The sequence below is a fragment of the Bradyrhizobium brasilense genome (assembly GCF_029714345.1).
In the GTDB taxonomy this organism is placed as follows: domain Bacteria; phylum Pseudomonadota; class Alphaproteobacteria; order Rhizobiales; family Xanthobacteraceae; genus Bradyrhizobium; species Bradyrhizobium australafricanum.
In genome coordinates this window covers 5,910,779-5,927,806 of sequence record NZ_CP121669.1, presented here as the reverse complement: position 1 = coordinate 5,927,806, position 17,028 = coordinate 5,910,779, and the positions used below count along the sequence as shown (strand labels likewise).

At 63.4% G+C, this 17,028-nt stretch carries 10 protein-coding genes; 9 read left to right on the top strand and 1 reads right to left on the bottom strand.

Features of this window, described 5'->3' with window-relative positions:
• Positions 1-30 precede the first annotated feature (30 nt).
• Positions 31-1,335 carry a glycosyltransferase family 4 protein gene (locus tag QA635_RS27830; RefSeq protein WP_283062629.1) on the bottom strand — a complete coding sequence of 435 codons (1,305 nt, stop codon included), beginning with the start codon at positions 1,333-1,335 and terminating at the stop codon, positions 31-33.
• 117 nt (positions 1,336-1,452) lie between these two features.
• On the opposite strand from QA635_RS27830, the gene QA635_RS27825 reads away from it, so the two are divergent.
• The 9 genes from QA635_RS27825 (at position 1,453) to QA635_RS27785 (ending at position 16,947) form a co-directional block, all read left to right on the top strand.
• The gene (locus QA635_RS27825; protein ID WP_283062628.1) at positions 1,453-2,703 is read left to right on the top strand and encodes a glycosyl hydrolase; all 1,251 of its coding nucleotides are present in this window, start codon (positions 1,453-1,455) and stop codon (positions 2,701-2,703) included.
• A gap of 111 nt (positions 2,704-2,814) precedes the next feature.
• Positions 2,815-4,995 carry a bi-domain-containing oxidoreductase gene (locus QA635_RS27820; protein ID WP_283062626.1) on the top strand — a complete coding sequence of 727 codons (2,181 nt, stop codon included), beginning with the start codon at positions 2,815-2,817 and terminating at the stop codon, positions 4,993-4,995.
• Between the two features lies 1 nt (position 4,996).
• Positions 4,997-6,985: a heparinase II/III family protein gene (locus QA635_RS27815; protein WP_283062625.1), complete on the top strand. Its 1,989-nt coding sequence runs from the start codon at positions 4,997-4,999 to the stop codon at positions 6,983-6,985.
• Entirely contained in the window at positions 6,982-8,136 is a 1,155-nt protein-coding gene (locus tag QA635_RS27810) for a glycosyltransferase (RefSeq protein WP_283062623.1), read from the top strand. The genes QA635_RS27815 and QA635_RS27810 overlap by 4 nt, the downstream gene beginning before the upstream one ends.
• Positions 8,137-8,809: 673 nt before the next feature.
• Complete coding sequence (locus QA635_RS27805) at positions 8,810-10,081, top strand: calcium-binding protein (protein ID WP_283062622.1); 1,272 nt, start codon at positions 8,810-8,812, stop codon at positions 10,079-10,081.
• 452 nt (positions 10,082-10,533) lie between these two features.
• A complete protein-coding gene (locus tag QA635_RS27800; RefSeq protein ID WP_057020229.1) occupies positions 10,534-11,148 on the top strand; it encodes a class I SAM-dependent methyltransferase in 615 nt (204 codons plus the stop codon).
• A gap of 195 nt (positions 11,149-11,343) precedes the next feature.
• Positions 11,344-13,578: a peptidase domain-containing ABC transporter gene (locus tag QA635_RS27795; RefSeq protein WP_283062620.1), complete on the top strand. Its 2,235-nt coding sequence runs from the start codon at positions 11,344-11,346 to the stop codon at positions 13,576-13,578.
• Positions 13,568-14,914: an HlyD family type I secretion periplasmic adaptor subunit gene (locus QA635_RS27790; RefSeq protein ID WP_225161248.1), complete on the top strand. Its 1,347-nt coding sequence runs from the start codon at positions 13,568-13,570 to the stop codon at positions 14,912-14,914. The genes QA635_RS27795 and QA635_RS27790 overlap by 11 nt, the downstream gene beginning before the upstream one ends.
• The gene (locus QA635_RS27785; protein WP_283062618.1) at positions 14,911-16,947 is read left to right on the top strand and encodes a tetratricopeptide repeat protein; all 2,037 of its coding nucleotides are present in this window, start codon (positions 14,911-14,913) and stop codon (positions 16,945-16,947) included. Before QA635_RS27790 ends, QA635_RS27785 begins: the two co-directional genes overlap by 4 nt.
• Positions 16,948-17,028 lie beyond the last annotated feature (81 nt).

Genomic DNA, 17,028 nt, shown 5'->3' with positions numbered 1-17,028 from the left:
GCGTTTGACGTGAGTGAGGCGGCTGCGCGTTCAAGACGATGCCCGCCCGGCAGCTGCGTTTGCGCTGGAAGGTTGCGAGGTCGGCCGCTCGGCGGGTGCATGCGCGCGCGGTGCACGGCTTTGCGCGGGGGCCTTCCCGGCGAACAACGCCTCATAGGCCGCGAGCAGCTTCGGCTCCTCATGCGTCCACGACAGCGCGCGCTCGACGCGGTTGCGGCCAAACGCCCCCATCGTCTGCCGCAATTCCGGATCGTCGATCAACGTAATGATCTTGCTGGCAAAATCCTTCGGATCGTTCTTCGCGGCATAGAGCGAGGCATCGAGCGCCGAGCGGCGGCCTTCGCGAACGTCGAACTGAACGATCGGCCGTCCGAGCGCCATGTACTCCATGATCTTGTTCATGGTGGAGATGTCGTTCATCGGCGTGACGCGGTCCGGATTGACGCAGACGTCGGCGGTCGAGAGCATCGTGAACAGCGCGTCATCCGCGATGGCGCCGGTGAAGTTCACGTAGTCGGAAAGCTGCATCTCCTCGCAGAGCTTGACCACGGCATTCCACTCCGGCCCGGTGCCGGCGATGTTGAACTGGATGTCGGTGCGGCCGAGATCGTGCACGATGTGGCCGATCGACTGCAGCAGAAGATCGATGCCTTCCGACTGGCCGATCACGCCGACATAGCCGACGCTGTGGCGCCGGCCACGGCGCCAGGCCGGATCGGCCGGCCGCGAGCGCACCCGGTCGAGATTGGGGCCGGATCGCACCACGAAAACGCGATTGGCGGGCATGCCGCCGCGCGCGATCGCGATCTCGCGATAGGATTCGTTGGTCGCGATCGAGATGCTTGCCGTCTTGAAGGTGAGATATTCGACCAGCCGCAGCAGCTGCCAGAACATGTCCCTGCGGCCGAATTTCGCCTCGTAGAGCTCGGGATTGACGTCGTGATGATCGAACACGAAGCGCTTGCCGCCGAGTTTGAACACCAGGCCGATCAGGAAGATGAGGTCGGGCGGATTGCAGCCCTGGATCACGTCGAAGCCGTGCTTCCACGCCACCTTGATCGCGAGCAGCGTTTCCCAGAACAGCGCGACCGGATATTCGATCAGGTAGGCGGCGATCCCGCGCGCTTCCACCGGCATCGGATGGCGATAGATGTGAATGCCTTCGAGGCATTCGTAGGATTCGTCATGGCCGCGGCCCTTCGGGCAGATCACAGAAACTTCATAGCCCGCCTTGCGCAGCGACGTTGCTTCGCACCACACCCTGCGATCGAAAGGAACCGGAAGGTTCTCGACGATGAACAGGATCCGCCGCGGTGATGGTTCAGCTCTCGACATCTGAGATGATCTATACCATTGACCTAACAACATCACAATCCGACTAACATCGGCATTAACATACGCGGCTTCCACTATGCAATCCCGGCACCGATGTGACGGCGACGAGACAGGGACATGGCAGGCAGAGTGAGGGATTGGGGCCAACGGGCATTGATTGCGCTGGTTTTGAGCGCGGTGCTGCCGCTGGCCTACAAATGGCCGCTGCAGTGGAATGGTTCGACGTCAAGCGATGCGCTGAGTGCGAGCCGCGTGAACGCGGTGATCCCGCCGACGCTTTTCGGCATGACCATCAATGCGATCGGACAGTCGCAGCCAAAGTCGCAGCCCTGGCCGGAGCTCAAATTCGACGGCGTTCGGCTATGGGGCGCGATCTACTGGGCACAGATCAATCCGGCGCCCGGCATCTACAATTGGACGCGCTTCGACGCCATCCTGGCGGCGGCCGAGCGAGAACACGTCGAGATCGTTCTCAATCTCGCCTATACGCCGCGCTGGGCCGCGTCGGTGAAGGATGCGCCGCCGGCGTTCACGCCCGGCGCCAGCTCGCCGCCTGCCGATCTCGCGTCATGGGACGACTGGGTGCGCGCGGCCGTGGCGCGCGCCGCCGGCCGCATCAAATACTGGGAAATCTGGAACGAGCCCGAGGATCCCAAATATTACTCGGGCGATATCGCGACCATGGTCCAGCTGCAGAAGCGGGCCTACGAGATCATCAAGACCAGCGATCCCACGCTGACCGTGCTGACGCCGCCGTCCAACGGCACGCCGGACGGATATCGCTGGCAACAGGCCTTCATGGCGCAAGGCGGCGGACAATATGCCGATGTGTTCGCCTTTCACGGCTATACGAGCGAACCCGAGGCAGTGATTGGAATCATTGCGCGCTTCAGGAAAATCCTTGCCGCGCACGAACTGTCCGCGAGGCCGATCTGGGACACCGAGGCCGGCTGGTCGTCCTATGAGGACAATCCAGACGGGTGTCTGGCACGCGCCTACATCCTGAAATGGATCAGCGGCGTCGACCGGTTCTATTGGTACGAGTTTGCCGGAGGCGGCAGCGACTTTGGAAAATTATGGGACCCGGCGCGCGGGCTGCTTCCGAGCGGAATTGCCTACCGCACGATCCAGTCCTGGCTGGTCGGTGCAAGTGTCGTGGCCGCAGGCAGGACGTCGCCGACGACCTGGCGCGTCGAGCTTCGCATGCCGGATGGCCGTAACGGCTTGATCCTCTGGACCACTAAGGGCCGGTCCGTTTACCGGGTCGACTCGCGTTTCAGCTTTTACCAGGGCCTCGACGGCGGCGAAGGGCCTGTCGCCAACGGCGAGGTCGAGATCTCGCCAAAACCGGTCCTGTTGCTGGAATGATAACAATGTTACGTCTCCGGCAATAAGATAATTATGACGATGTTCTTGGCTTCATTGCGGGCGTTGGGCGCGATACAAGGAGCACTGTTAACTTGAGGCGATTGACCGACTGTGAAGCAGATCGCGCAGAACTATAAGAGCGGCGAGCTCAAGCTGATCGATGTGCCGGCGCCGCGCTGCCGCCCCGGCGGGGTTTTGGTGCGCACGGCGTTTTCCGCGGTGTCGACCGGCACCGAGATGATGAAGTTCACCGAAGGCCGCCTGTCGCTGCTCGGCAAGGCGCGCGCGCGACCCGACCAAGTTGCCAAGGTGGTGAGCTCGGTCCGTCAGCAGGGGTTGCTTGCGACCTATCAGAAGGTGATGAACCGCCTCGATTCCTACACGCCGCTCGGCTACTCGCTGTCGGGCACCGTCGTGGAAGTGGGCGAGGGCGTCGGTGGCTTCTCGGTCGGACAGCGTGTCTGCTGCGGCGGCAATCAATATGCAACCCACGCCGAATATAATTGGGTGCCGGTGAACCTCTGCGTGCCGCTGCCGGACAGCGCTGCGCTCGACCAGGCCGCATTCACCACGATCGCCTCGATCGCGCTGCAGGCGATGCGCCAGTCGGAAATCCGTTTCGGCGAGACCGCCTGCGTGATCGGGCTTGGCCTGATCGGCCAGATCATGGTGCGGCTGCTGCGCAGCGCCGGTGTCGTGGTCGTCGGGCTCGACCGGCTGGAGGCGCGGTGCCGGCAGGCGGAGGCTGCGGGCGCCGCGGTCTGTGCCGTCGCATCGGATGATGCCGCAGCCGAATTCCGCGCCCGGATCGACCAGCTGACCGCAGGCAACGGCGTCGATTGCGTGTTCATCACCGCAGGCAGCGACGATCCCGATCTCGCCTCGCGTTCGGCGGCGCTGCTGCGCGACCGCGGGCGCATTGTCGATATCGGCAAATGCACTCTGAACCTGCCGTGGAACGAATTCTACGACAAGGAGCTCGACGTGCGCTTTTCGCGCTCGTATGGGCCCGGCCGCTACGATCCGCTCTATGAGGAGGGCGGCATCGACTATCCGATCGGTCATGTGCGCTGGACCGAGAAGCGCAATATGGAGGCGATCGTCGCGCTGCTGGTCGACGGGCGGCTCGATTTTTCCTCGCTGATTTCCGAAGCGGTGCCGCTGGAGCAGGCGACGTCGGCGTTCGAGCGCATGAACCGCGGCGAGGTCGGTCTCGGCATGGTGTTCGCCTATCCGGACGCCGCTCCCCGCGCGATGCAGATGACCTATCGTCCGGCGGTTGCCCTGCGCAGCGGCCGGGTGCGGCTCGGCGTCATCGGCGCCGGCAATTATGCCTCCAGCATGCTGTTGCCGCAGCTTGCGAGCAACCAGCGCGTCGACCTTGTCGAGGTTGCCACCAATACCGGCCTGAGCGGCGCCACGGCGGTCCGCAAATTCGGCTTCGCGCGTGCCTCGACGGATGCGGCCTCAGTGCTCGGCGCCGACGACATCGACGCCGTGCTGATCGCAACGCGCCATGCCTCCCATGCCGACCTCGCGACGCAGGCGCTGCGCGCCGGCAAGGCGGTGTTTGTCGAAAAGCCCTTGGCGATCGATACAAACTCGCTCGATCGATTGGAGCAGGTAATCCGGGAAACCGGCAACAGCCGGCTGATGGTCGGCTTCAACCGGCGCTTTTCGCCGCTGCTGCAGGGCATGCGCGCGGCGTTCGCGCCGGCAGGACCGCAGACCCTGCAATATCGCGTCATCGCCGGGCCGCTGGAGAAATCATCCTGGTATCTGCAGGCCGAGAGCGAAGGCAGCCGCTTCGTCGGCGAGGGCGGCCATTTCATCGACGTATTGTGCTGGTGGCTCGGCGCCGAACCGGTGCGTGTCTCCGCGAGCACGGCGGGCAAGGACGTCGACAATCTCGTCGCCACCTTCGATTTTGCCGACGGTTCGGTCGCGAGTCTCAGCTATCTCACCGGCGGCGATCCGCGGGTGCCGAAGGAAGCGCTCGAGATATCGGCAAGCACGGGTTTTGCCGCCTTCGACAATTTCTCGGGCTTCGAGGTCTGGCACGCCGGACAGCGCACGGCGAAGACGGCGCGGCTCGACAAGGGCCAGCGGCCGATGCTGGATGCCTTCATCGCGGCGGTCGCATCGGGGGCTGCGATGCCGATCGCGCTCGATTCGCTGCTGGCGACCACGCGCGCAACGCTTGCCGTGCAGGAAAGCGCGGCCGCCGGGATGCCGATCGATCTGACGGCCGGCGCAGCAGAGCAGGGCGTCGCGCGCGCCTCGACGGCGTGAGATGAATCCGGCCTGGTATCTGCGCAGGCTGCGGCGCATGGAGCCGTCCGAGCTTGCGGGACGGGTGAACGACCAGGTGCTGCATCTGCTCTGGCGGATCACTCCGCCGGATATCGCGCGGCGTGCCGGCGCCAGGCTCGCTCCCGGCCGGCGGCAGCCGCGCCTGAAGCCGCTGCCTTTGCCCGCCCACGCCCCGGGACAGGCCGCCGAACGGCTGATCCAGAGCGCCGACCGGATTCTCGCCGGGCACTGGCGGATTTTCGCCAGGGACCATGGCGCCATGGGCGAACGGCCGGACTGGTTCGTCGATATCAGAAGCGGCAAGCGGGCGCCGGCCGGCGTGCACGCATTCGCGGTTCCCTATCGTGACGAAACCGCGGTCGGAAACATCAAATACATCTGGGAGCCGTCGCGTCACCACCATCTCACGGTGCTCGCGACCGCGTACTACCTGACCTCCGACGAGCGCTACGCCGGGCGCGCGGCCGAGCATCTGGTGAGCTGGTGGCGGGAAAATCCGTTCCCGCGCGGTCCGCACTGGATCAGCGGCATCGAGCTTGGCGTGCGGCTGATCTCGTGGGCCTGGGTGCGCCAGCTGCTGCAGAACTGGCCCGGCGCTGCCGCGCTGTTCGAGGACAACGATCTGTTCCTGACGCAGCTCTATGCGCATCAATACTGGCTGTCGCAGTTCCCAAGCCGTGGCTCCTCGGCCAACAACCACCTCATCGCGGAGGCTGCCGGGCAATTCGTGGCGGCGTGTGTGTTTCCGTTCTTCCAGGACAGTGCGCGATGGCGCGAGCAATCGGCCGCCACGCTGGCACACGAAGCCGTTGCGCAGACGCTTGCCTGCGGCACCAACAGCGAGCTCGCGACCGACTATCATGGCTTTGTTCTCGAACTGCTGCTGGCGGCGGCAGTGCAGGGTGAAGCATCGGGACATCCGCTTGGCGATGCGGTGTGGACCACGATGTGCCGCATGAGCGACGTCATTGCCGCAATGCTGGACGATCGCGGTCATCCACCGCGGCAGGGCGACGGCGACGACGGCATCGGCCTGCTGCTCGACGATCACGCCGGCAATCGCTGGCTCGGCTTGCTCGCCAGCGGCGCGCACCTGTTCGGCGCTCTGCCATGGTGGCCCACATCGCCGGAGCCCGATCTGCGCAGCTTTGTGCTCACCGACGGCATCGAGGCCCGTGCGATCGCCGGGCGGCCCAAGCTCCGCCCGCATCTGCTTGAAGGGGCGGGACAGACCTTTCTGATCGATTCCGAGCGCGCGGTGTGGTGCCGTTGCGACCATGGCCCGCATGGCTTCGGCCGCATTGCCGCCCACGCCCATGCGGACGCGCTGTCGCTCGAATGCAGGATCGGCGGTGTGGAGATCCTCGCCGACCCCGGCACCTATTGCTACCATGGCGATCCGCGATGGCGGGCCTACTTCCGCTCCACGCTGGCGCACAACACGCTGTGCCTGTTCGCGCGCGACCAGTCGGTGTCGGGCGGGCCGTTTCTCTGGACACGGCATGCGCAGAGCCGGCTTGTCGCCGCCAGCGGTCTGGACGATCGCGATGCGGATGCGAGCTGGGTCGCGGAGCATTCGGGATATCGCGACGAAGCAGGTGTCGTGCATCGCCGCTCGGCGCAATTGCGGCGTCAGATGGCGCGGCTCGTCGTCACCGATACCGTGCTTGCTGATGAAGGGCTTGCGGTGCCGGCGAGCCTCAGCTGGCATCTTGGTCCCGAGGTCGAATGCAGGCTCGAAGGGCACAGGGCGCAGCTCGCATGGCCCGGCGGGCGCGGCGAGCTCGATCTGCCGGCGGCCCTCAGCTGGATGCCGTATCGGGGTGACGAGGCCATGCTGGCCGGCTGGTATTCGCCGTCCTTCGATCTCAAACTGCCGGCGACGACCTTGATCGGCTGCGGTACGCTCGCGGGTGGCCAAAGCCTGGTGACCGAGCTGCGCTGGTTTTCAGACCTGGCCGGATCATGAAGATCCTTGTCGCTCACAACAGGTATCAGGGACGCGGCGGCGAGGACGTCGTGTTCGAAGCGGAAGTCGACCTGCTGCGCGCCGGTGGACACAGCGTTGAAACGCTCACGGTCAGCAACGCGGCAATCAATTCGCTCGCCGCACGCGTTACGACCACGCTGTCGATCTCCGATAATGCGGAGGGAAAGCGGGTCGTGGCGGAGGCGATCGATCGCTTTCGCCCCGACGTCGTGCACGTCCACAATTTTTTCCCGCTGCTGTCGCCCGCCGTGTTCGATCTCTGCCGGCAAAAGCGCGTGGCCGCGGTGGCGACCCTGCACAATTATCGCAGCATCTGCACCGGCGGCATGCTGCTGCGCGACGGCCGCATCTGCCACAAGTGTCTGGACCGCGGACACCTCTGGGGCGTCGTGCACCGCTGCTACCGCGGATCGCTTCCGGGTTCGATCGCCTCGGCCTACATGATCGCGCAGCATCAGCGCCGCGGCACCTGGACGCGTCCCGGCCTGCGCCTGATCGCGCTGACGCAGTTCGCCAAAACCCTGTTCACGCAGGCCGGCTTCGATGCCGACCGGATCGACGTGAAACCGAATTTCATGGTCGATCCGGGGGCGCCCGATCCAGCCACGCCGCGCAGCGGGCTACTCTATGTTGGACGGCTGAGCCGCGAGAAGGGCGTCGGCGTGCTGCTCGAGGCCGTTGCGGGGACCGGCATGCCCTTGCGGATCGTGGGCGAGGGGCCTGAGCGCGTCGCGCTCGAGGCTCGGGCGTCCGGCAATGTCACGTTCCTTGGCGTGCTCTCGCGCGATGACGTGCTGCGGGAAATGGCGAACGCGAGGGCATTGGTGGTGCCGTCGCTGTGGTACGAAGGATTTCCGATGGTTGTGGTCGAGGCCTTCGCGCGCGGCACGCCGGTCATCGCCTCCGAGATCGGCGGACTTGCCGAGGTGGTGAGCGCCGGCAAGACCGGCGCGCTGGTGCCGCCGGGCGACGCGGCGGCGCTTCGAAATCGGATCGGTGAGGTTTTCGGCGCCGCCGAACTGACCGCTGCATGGGGGCGGGCCGCACGGGCCGCCTATCTCGAGCGCTACGCGCCGGACGAGAACCGCCGGCTGCTCGAGGCCATCTACGCGCGCGCCGCCGGGGGATGATCGCCGCAGGTCGGAGCTTTACCCGCGATCGGGTACCGTCCCCGCCGGTTCCATGCCGGCGTCGCTAACATATTGCGGCAAATCTGGTGTTAATTTGTTACAGCGGGGTGTCTGATCCGTATCGCGCCAGGTTTTGATCTTGCGGTCGAACGGCGCTGATTCTGCGGGTGATTCCATGGATCTCGCTTGATCGAGCCCGCAAACTGCTGCCAAGGGGCGCTATAACACTGGCCGGTGGGGCGCCGGCTGCGAAGTTTGACGCTTTTTTGCAAAACGTCTCATGCGGTGCAGAAATATTTTTTTTAGATCAGAAAACCGCGTCGAAGCGCTCACGGCATCAGCGAAATTCTGCGCTCCCGCGGTATCCGGGGGCCCCGTGAAACCCCGTATAATCACTACCCTTTTTTGCGCCGCGGCTAACATTGGCGATTGGTATGCGCTGAATGTTATAGTGCATTCGAAGTCGTGCTAAGTCTCACATAAATCTCAGGGAACCGGGTGTTAACAGCGCATTGCTGATTGACACTCCGGCCTAGCGGACTTAACAATGGACTTAACAAGTTCGTAACCTGGGTCCACATTTGGGTTGCATCGCAACAAACCAGTTGTGAATCAACAGCTTAAGTGTGGGCGAGCGGCTTGAATCCTCGTATCCCAAGCAGGGGCTACATCGATGGCGACTTACAATCTAGACCAGACGGACCTCAAAGCAGCGATCAACTCCACGATCGATCATTCGACCCAGCAACAGATTCTTGACTATCTGATCAACGCGGGGATCGGATACACCAGCCCGGATAACGGTGCGACGATTCCGGTGCAAGAGGGGTCTGGGATCACCAACCCGGATCCGAACGCCAACGTTCTGATCGAAACCAACCCCGTTAACACCGTTAACACCGACGCCAACCTGAAGGCGATCATTGAGGACACCAACCAGGACGTCACGCTGACGGTGAACGGCAGCACCCCGGTGCTGGCCGCGACCGGTCACGGCAACGATCAGGTGTTCATCAACAACACCGGCGACACGACGGTTCTCACCGGCTCCGGCAACGACACCATCTTCGGCGGTGCCGGTCACGACTCGATCGATGCCGGCTCCGGCAACGACGTACTGGTCGACAACGTCTCCGGCCACAGCACGCTGGATGGCGGCAAGGGCAACGATCTGCTGTTCGGCTCCGGTGCCGACACGCTGAACGGTGGCTCCGGCAACGACACGCTCTACGGCGGCAGCTCGTCGCAGCTGAGCGGCGGCAACGGCAACGACGTGCTGGCGTCCGGCAGCACCGCCGGCAATTCCAGCACGCTGGATGGCGGCAAGGGCAACGATGCGCTGTACGCTGGTGCGGGCAACGACAGCCTGGACGGCGGCGCCGGCAACGACTCGCTGTATGGCGGTTCCGGTGTCGACACGCTGCATGGCGGCAACGGCAACGATCTCCTTGTCGGCGGTGCCCAGACTGCTGCTGAGTTCGGCGGAAACGGCAAGGACGTGCTCTACTCGGGCAGCGATGCGTCGCACGCGACCTCGCTCGATGGCGGTGCCGGCAATGACTCGCTCTATGGCGGTGCCGGCAACGACACGCTGCATGGCGGTTCCGGCAACGATACGCTGGTCGCCGGCTCCGGCACGCAGACTCTGATCGGCGGCGACGGCAAGGACTCGTTCGTCGGCTCCGACACCGGTACGGCCTCGATGGTTGGCGGCTCCGGTCAGGACTACTTCTACCTGAACAACGCCACCAGCAGCGATACCATCGATGGCGGTGGCGGCAACAAGGACTCCCTGACCTTCCTGGATCACGCTTCGACCGACGTGAGCGACATCAGCGCTGGATCGAACGGTTCTATGGACATCACCTTCAGCAATGGTCAGGTGACCCAGACCAGCAACATCGAATTCCTGATCTTCAACGATGGTCACTCGACCAAGCTGTAAGATCCTAGGTCTTCACTAAGCGAAGGCGCCGCCCCAACCGAGGTTGAGGCGGCGCTTTTTTCTTTGATCGCCGGCATGGCCGTCAAAAGTGGGTGATTGAATGATCGAATGGGCTGCGGTTGATGATCATGACGCGCCTGCGATGAGTTCGACGGCTCGCGTCAGGGGAAGTGCATGCGCGCATTCCGATTGGAACCTTGTCGACCGATCCGAGTCGGATGTATCAAATCAATCACAAGTTCCGCCCCGGGCATTTTCGCCAATCGACGTTAGAAGTTAGTTCGTCACATTCGGACCACGTAGCTTTTGTAAAGCCGTGCCGCTCGCTTGACACGACGGAGTTGTGGCCGACGGCTATCCGAGAACCCGGCACCTTAAGTCGAGACGAACAATCACTGCAGAACTCAGCCGCTTAATGAACCCGCGGAGCTTTCGAATTGGCCAAGAAAAAAATGCTGAATGCCGGCGCTGGATCGACGGTTACCAAGCGCATCCAGCCGCTCCTGACATCGCATGAATGGGACGAGATTCGATTAGACGTCGACGGCGGCGTGAGCCCCGACGTCGTCGGGTCGATTACCGATCTTGCCCGATTGTTCCCGGCGGCCTCGTTCGACGCGATCTGGTGTTCTCATGTCATGGAGCATCTCTACGCCCATGAGGTTCACCCCACATTCGTCCAGTTCCGCCAAGTCCTCAAGCCGGACGGATTCGCGTTGATCATGTCTCCCGACCTCGAGGCGGTCGCGCAGCACATGTTGACGCGCGGCCTCGGCGCGATCGCTTACGTCTCGCCGGCTGGTCCGATCCGGCCATTGGACATGATCTACGGGCATTCCGGCGCGATCGAGCAGGGGCGCTATCACATGGCGCACAAGACCGGCTTTTCGACCGAGCGGATGGGAAACCTGCTGCTCAGCGCCGGTTTCCCGACGGTTTCCGTTCGCAGCGGGAATTTTGAGATCTGCGCATTGGCGCTGATGCCGGAGGCCAGGGATGAGCGGATCAGGCCGCAGCTGGAGGCCTGCGGATTCGACTTCCAGGAGACGGTGACTGCCGACTCGTGATTTGTCGATGTTAAACAATGTTATAAGGTTCCCTGGTTAAATCGCGCGAGAACGTGCTCGAAATTGGCTTCGCGGCCTGCCGTGAAACATATCTTTTTCGGGTGACGCGCTGAAAATGCTGCGTTAGCGAACTAACAGTGATAAGTTAATCTCGCTGGGGACCGGACCTTGCGCAGTCGAAACTTCGAGGCATCCATGACCAAACACCTCTCGCTCGTCGGCGCACCTTCGGTGGAGGCGCTGCCACCTTCGGGCCTCGCTTGTCTCGTCATCGTGGCAAGGCAGCATGGCTTGCATCTGACCCCGTCCCAGCTGATCCACGACAACCTCCTGGGCGATCAGGAAGTCACGCTTGCCGAGCTTTTGAAGTGTGCGAATTCCTCGGGCATGACGGCAAAGGCCGTCACGCTGGACTGGAAGGGTCTGAGCCATCTCAAGAGGGCGCTCCCGGCCATCGTTCGGCTGCGCGACGGCAGCCACATGGTGCTGCTGCGCCTCGAAGGCGACGAGAACAGCTCCCGGGTGGTCCTGCAGGATCCGAACGCGAGCGAGGACGCGCTGCTCGTCATCGATCAACCGCGCTTTGAGGATATCTGGTCGGGCGACGTCGTCATGGCCAAGCGCGACTATGAGATTTCCGACGAGACGCAGCCGTTCAGCTTCGGCTTTGTCACCGCATTGTTGTTCCGCGAACGGCGCATCCTGCGCGACGTCGCGATTGCGGCGCTGATCCTGGGCTTCATGGGCCTGGCACCGATCATGTTCTGGCGGCTGCTCTCGGACAAGGTCATCTTCTACAAGGCCTACAACACGTTCTATGTGCTGTGTACTGCGATGCTCGTGGTCATCGTGTTCGAGGCGGCATTCTCGTTCCTGCGGCAGTATCTGGTTCAGCGTTTGACGGCACGCCTCGACGTCAAACTGTCGACCTACGTGTTCGAGAAGGTGCTCAATCTGCCGATCGACTACTTCGAGCAGAATCCCGTCGGCCTGATTTCCCGGGATATCCGCGAAGTATTTCGAATTCGCGGCTTTTTGACCGGGCAGTTGTTCGGGACCATTCTCGATTCGACGACGCTGTTCTTCTTCCTGCCCGTCATGTTCTTCTTCAGCCCGCTCATGACGCTGATGGTTCTTGCCTTTGCTGGGATGATCGTGACCTGGCTGATCGTGATGCTGCCCGCCTATCGGAAGAAGTCCTCGGCAACCCTGGCGGCCGAAGGGGCACAGGGAGCGTTTCTGATCCAGAGCCTGAACGGCATGCGGACCATCAAATCGCTGGCGCTCGATGCGCGCCAGCGCCACATGTGGGACGTGCTGGTGGCGCGCGTCGCCAAGGCGCGGCTTGCGGAAGGCATGACCGGAACCGCCATCCAGACGCTGGTGCGCCCGCTGGAACGGTTGGCGGTGAGCGCTCCCTATGCGTTCGGTGTCTACATGGCCGTGTCGAGTGGCGATCCGGTCTACGTTGGAGCGCTGTTTGCCTTTCTGATGCTGTCGCAGCGCGTTGCCGGGCCGCTGATGCAGATGGCCCAGCTCATCAACCAATATGACGAGGCGCGCACTGCGGTCACGATCGTCGGCAGGCTGGTGAATCAGCCGGCTGAGGAGGGACGTTCCGGCCATGGTGTGAGGGTCCCGCTGAAGGGGCTGGTCGAATTCTCCGGCGTCACGTTCAAGTACAAGGGCGCGGTGTCGCCGGCGCTCAACAATATCTCCTTCGAGATTCCGCTCGGCACGACGCTGGGCGTGATGGGCAAGAGCGGCTCGGGCAAGACCACGATCACGCGGCTATTGCAGCGCCTGCACTCCGACTATGGTGGGCTGATCAAGGTCGACGGGATCGATGTCCGCGAATACGATGTCGACCACCTCCGGCGCAACGTCGGCGTCGTGCTGCAGGAGAACTTTCTGTTCAGTGGCACGATCCGCGAGAATATTGCGGCCGCAAAGCCCGATGCGACCTTCGACGACATCGTCAGGGCGGCGCGATTGGCCGGTGCCGAGGAATTCATCGACAAGCTGCCGCGAGGCTACGAGACCTATATCTACGAGGGATCCACGAATCTTTCCGGCGGCCAGCGCCAGCGCCTCGCGATCGCGCGAGCGCTGATCGTCAATCCGCCGATTCTGATCCTGGACGAAGCGACCAGCGCGCTCGATGCGGAGAGCGAGACGATCGTGAACGCGAATATTTCGCGGATTGCCCATGGCCGCACGCTGATCATCATCTCGCACCGTCTGTCGTCGCTGACGAAGGCCGACGCGATCCTCGTTCTCAACCGCGGCGTCGTCGACGATATCGGTCGTCATGAGGAACTTCTTGAACGGAACGACATCTACAGCTCGCTCTGGTACCAGCAGAACACTCACCTTGCGCCGGCGGGCCGCAATGAAAAGAATTTCAGGAGTCCGACCCTTGTCTCCTAATCAAGCTTCGCTCGCGACCGTTCGCCAGTTCCAGTCCGAGACCGATGCGATCCGCGAGGCCGCCGAGCCGTTGCTGGCCCGCGCAACGCTGTTCGTCCTGGTGGGGTTCCTCGCCGCCGTCGTGGCGATCATGTGCTTCACGCGCGTCGATCGCGTGATCACGAGCGTGGGCGGCAAGATCGTTCCCGTCGATCAGATCAACGTCCTGCAGGCTTTGGACGCGTCCATCATCAAGACGATCGATGTTCGGGAAGGTCAGCAGGTTGAGACGGGACAATTGCTCGCGACCCTGGACTCGACGTTCACGGCTGCCGATGTCACGCAGTACAAGCTGCAGGTTGCGAGCCTTGAGGCGCAGGTCGCCCGGGACGAGGCCGAATTGTCCGGAAAGCCGTTGTCGTACGGCCAATCCAACGATCCTGATGTCACCAGGTACAACTCCTTGCAAAAGGCGCTCTACGACCAGCGCGTCGCGCAGTACCACGCGCAGGTGAACAGCTACGATTCCAAGATCAGCCAAACCGAAGCGACGATCCAGAAGTCGAAGAAGGACGACGAGCGGTACAGTCAGCGTGCCGAGATCGCCGGCAAGATCGAGGACATGCGCTCGACGCTCGCCGAAAGCGGCAGCGGGTCCAAGCTGAACCTGTATCTGTCGCAGGACACGCGCCTGGAGCTGTTGCGTCAGATCGACAACACGCACAACACTTTGCTGGAAGCGCAGCACCAGCTGGATTCCTTGAAGGCGGATCGCAACGCCTTCACCGAGCAGTGGAACGCGCAGCTGAGCCAGGATCTGGTCACGACGCGCAACAACCTTGATACGGCCCGCTCACAGTATGACAAGGCGATCAAGCATCAGGACCTTGTGCGGTGGACGGCTGCCGAGCCATCGGTCGTCTTGACCCTCGCCAAGCTCTCGGTCGGGTCCGTGCTGAAGCCGGGTGATCCCTTCATCACGCTGATGCCGCTCAAGACGCGGCTCGAGGCCGAGATCCAGATCCTGTCGCGCGACGTCGGCTTCGTCCGGCCCAACGACCCCTGCACGATGAAGATCGATGCCTTCAACGCGGCGGAGCACGGTACGGCCGAAGGCAAGATTCGCTGGATCAGCGAAGGCGCCTTCACGAACGACGATGATGGAAAGCCTGTCGACGCCTTCTATAAGGCGCGGTGTTCGGTCGACCAGACCAACTTCAAGGATGTTCCGAAGACCTTCCGCCTCATCCCCGGCATGACGCTGCAGGGTGATGTCAATGTCGGCACCCGCTCGGTGGCGATGTATCTGCTCGGCGGCATGCTGCGCAGCGCAAAAGAAGCAATGCGCGAGCCATGACGGTATCGACGCGTTCCCTTCTCGACTTGCTGCGCCCCGGCTCGTCCCGTTCAGACTCGAAGCCGTTTGAACGGGGGCTGGAGGCGTACGAGAACCAGCAATATCTCGAGGCGTTGCGGTTTTGGCGGCTCGCCTCGCAAGCCGGCGATCCGGAGGCGGATTACCGGATCGGGCTGCTCTATGCGCGGAACGAGGGCGTTATCGGCAGCCTTCCGGATGCGGTCGCGTGGTACGAACGCGCCGCCCTGAAGGGACATACCGAAGCCCAATTCCAGCTTGGCTTGATCTACTTCAACGGCGTCAACGCCACGGTTGGACCGAACCGGCCAGAGATGTGGCGGCAATCCACTGCGGCACGTCTGGGCGACAAGGCGGTCAACCTCCACGATCTGGTTTTCCCGAACGGAATCGGCGTGCCCAGGGATATCGACGCCGCGTTCCTCTGGTTATCGGTGGCGGCGGAGGCCGGCAAAGCGGAGGCGCAAGCGATCCTTGGCGATATGTACGCCAACGGGCAAGGCTGCACGAAAGATCACGCTGCCGCCCTGCGCTGGTACGAGGCCGCGGCCGAGCAGAAGGCGGCGGCCGGTGAGTTCGCGCTTGGCGATGTGTATTATCAGGGGCGGGGCGTTCCCGTCGATTTCGCGCAGGCCGCAATCTGGTATCACAAGGCCGCGGAACAGGGACATGTGCGCGCACAGGTTGCGCTCGCTTTCATGTGCCTCAAGGGCACCGGGCTTCCCCAAAATGTCGAGGAAGCCGCGCGACTGTTCCAGAGCGCCGCTGCCCATGACGATACGATCGCGCTCTACAACATTGCACTGCTGCGGTTGAGCGGCAAGGGGGCTGTCAAGGATCTCGACAGGGCCGAGACCGCATTGCGCAAGGCGGCGCGGAAGGACTACCTGCCGGCGATCCAGGCGCTGGCTGAGTTCTATGCGCTCGGAACTGCCGCCGAGCCGGATCTGCGCGAGGCGGCATATTGGTACGAGAAGGCGGCCGAGCGCGGCGATACGCAGGCGCAGTTCCTGACCGGACGCTTCTATGCCACCGGCACCGGCGTTCCGCCCAGCATCCGCCAGGCTGCGAAATGGTTCGAGCGTGCGGCGGAGGGCGGCCATGCCACGGCGGCCCACAACATTGCGGTGTTCTATCTCAATGGCAGGGGCGTGGCGCGCGACGTCGCCACTGCGATCAAGTGGTTCGAGCGCGCGTCCGAGGGAGGCATTAGCGCCGCAGGCGTGCAGCTCGGCCGGCTCTACTCGGCGGGCAACGGCGTGCCGCGCGATCAAGTGCGCGCGGCGGAGTGGCTCAGCAAGGCGGCCGACGGCGGCGATGCCGATGCGAAGACGGCCTATGCGATGTTTCTTATCCAGGATGAACCGTCCGCGGAGCGTCTTGCGCAGGCACGTGCGCTGCTGACCGACGCTGCCGAGGCCGGCCATCCGGCCGCGGCATTTCAGCTGGGCGGCCTTCACATGGGAAGATCCGGCGGCGCCGTCGACGTTCCGGCCGCAGCCCAATGGTTCAAACGCGCGGCGAGCGCCGGCCACGTCGAGGCCCAGCACACATTGGCGCTACTGTATTCCGATCCCAAGAGCGGCCTCAAGGATCCGCAGGCCGCCGCCAGCTGGATCGTCAAGGCCGCGGACGGCGGCAACGCTGCGGCGCAGTTCAAGCTTGCGGTGATGTATTGCACCGGACAAGGCGTCGAGCAGGACCTCGCCAACGGCGTCACGTGGTACGAGGCGGCGGCGCGCCAGGGCCATACGACGGCGCAATACAACCTTGCCGTGATGCTGGGCCGGGGACAGGGCCGCGATGCCGATCCGGCGAAGGCGGCCGAATGGTTCGAGGCCGCTGCGAAGCAGGGCATGATCGAAGCCCAACTCGCAATTGGCGATGCGCTGCGCGCCGGCAACGGCGTCGCACAGGATCGCGATCAGGCGCTGTACTGGTATCGACAAGCGGCGCAGCAGAACAACGAAGGGGCGCGACGTCGTCTGCAGGCAATGGGCGAGAGCGTCGGCTGAACTTGTTGGAGACGGCATCGCGTCGCGCGCAGGCAACGGCAGAGATGATGGACAGCTTTGTTTTTGAGCGCGAAGGCACGG

Coding starts and splice junctions, on each gene's coding strand:
- QA635_RS27825 (WP_283062628.1), top strand. CDS start 1,453: ATGGCAGGCAGAGTGAGGGATTGGGGCCAACGGGCATTGATTGCGCTG.
- QA635_RS27795 (WP_283062620.1), top strand. CDS start 11,344: ATGACCAAACACCTCTCGCTCGTCGGCGCACCTTCGGTGGAGGCGCTG.
- QA635_RS27815 (WP_283062625.1), top strand. CDS start 4,997: ATGAATCCGGCCTGGTATCTGCGCAGGCTGCGGCGCATGGAGCCGTCC.
- QA635_RS27800 (WP_057020229.1), top strand. CDS start 10,534: ATGCTGAATGCCGGCGCTGGATCGACGGTTACCAAGCGCATCCAGCCG.
- QA635_RS27810 (WP_283062623.1), top strand. CDS start 6,982: ATGAAGATCCTTGTCGCTCACAACAGGTATCAGGGACGCGGCGGCGAG.
- QA635_RS27805 (WP_283062622.1), top strand. CDS start 8,810: ATGGCGACTTACAATCTAGACCAGACGGACCTCAAAGCAGCGATCAAC.
- QA635_RS27830 (WP_283062629.1), bottom strand. CDS start 1,335: ATGTCGAGAGCTGAACCATCACCGCGGCGGATCCTGTTCATCGTCGAG.
- QA635_RS27785 (WP_283062618.1), top strand. CDS start 14,911: ATGACGGTATCGACGCGTTCCCTTCTCGACTTGCTGCGCCCCGGCTCG.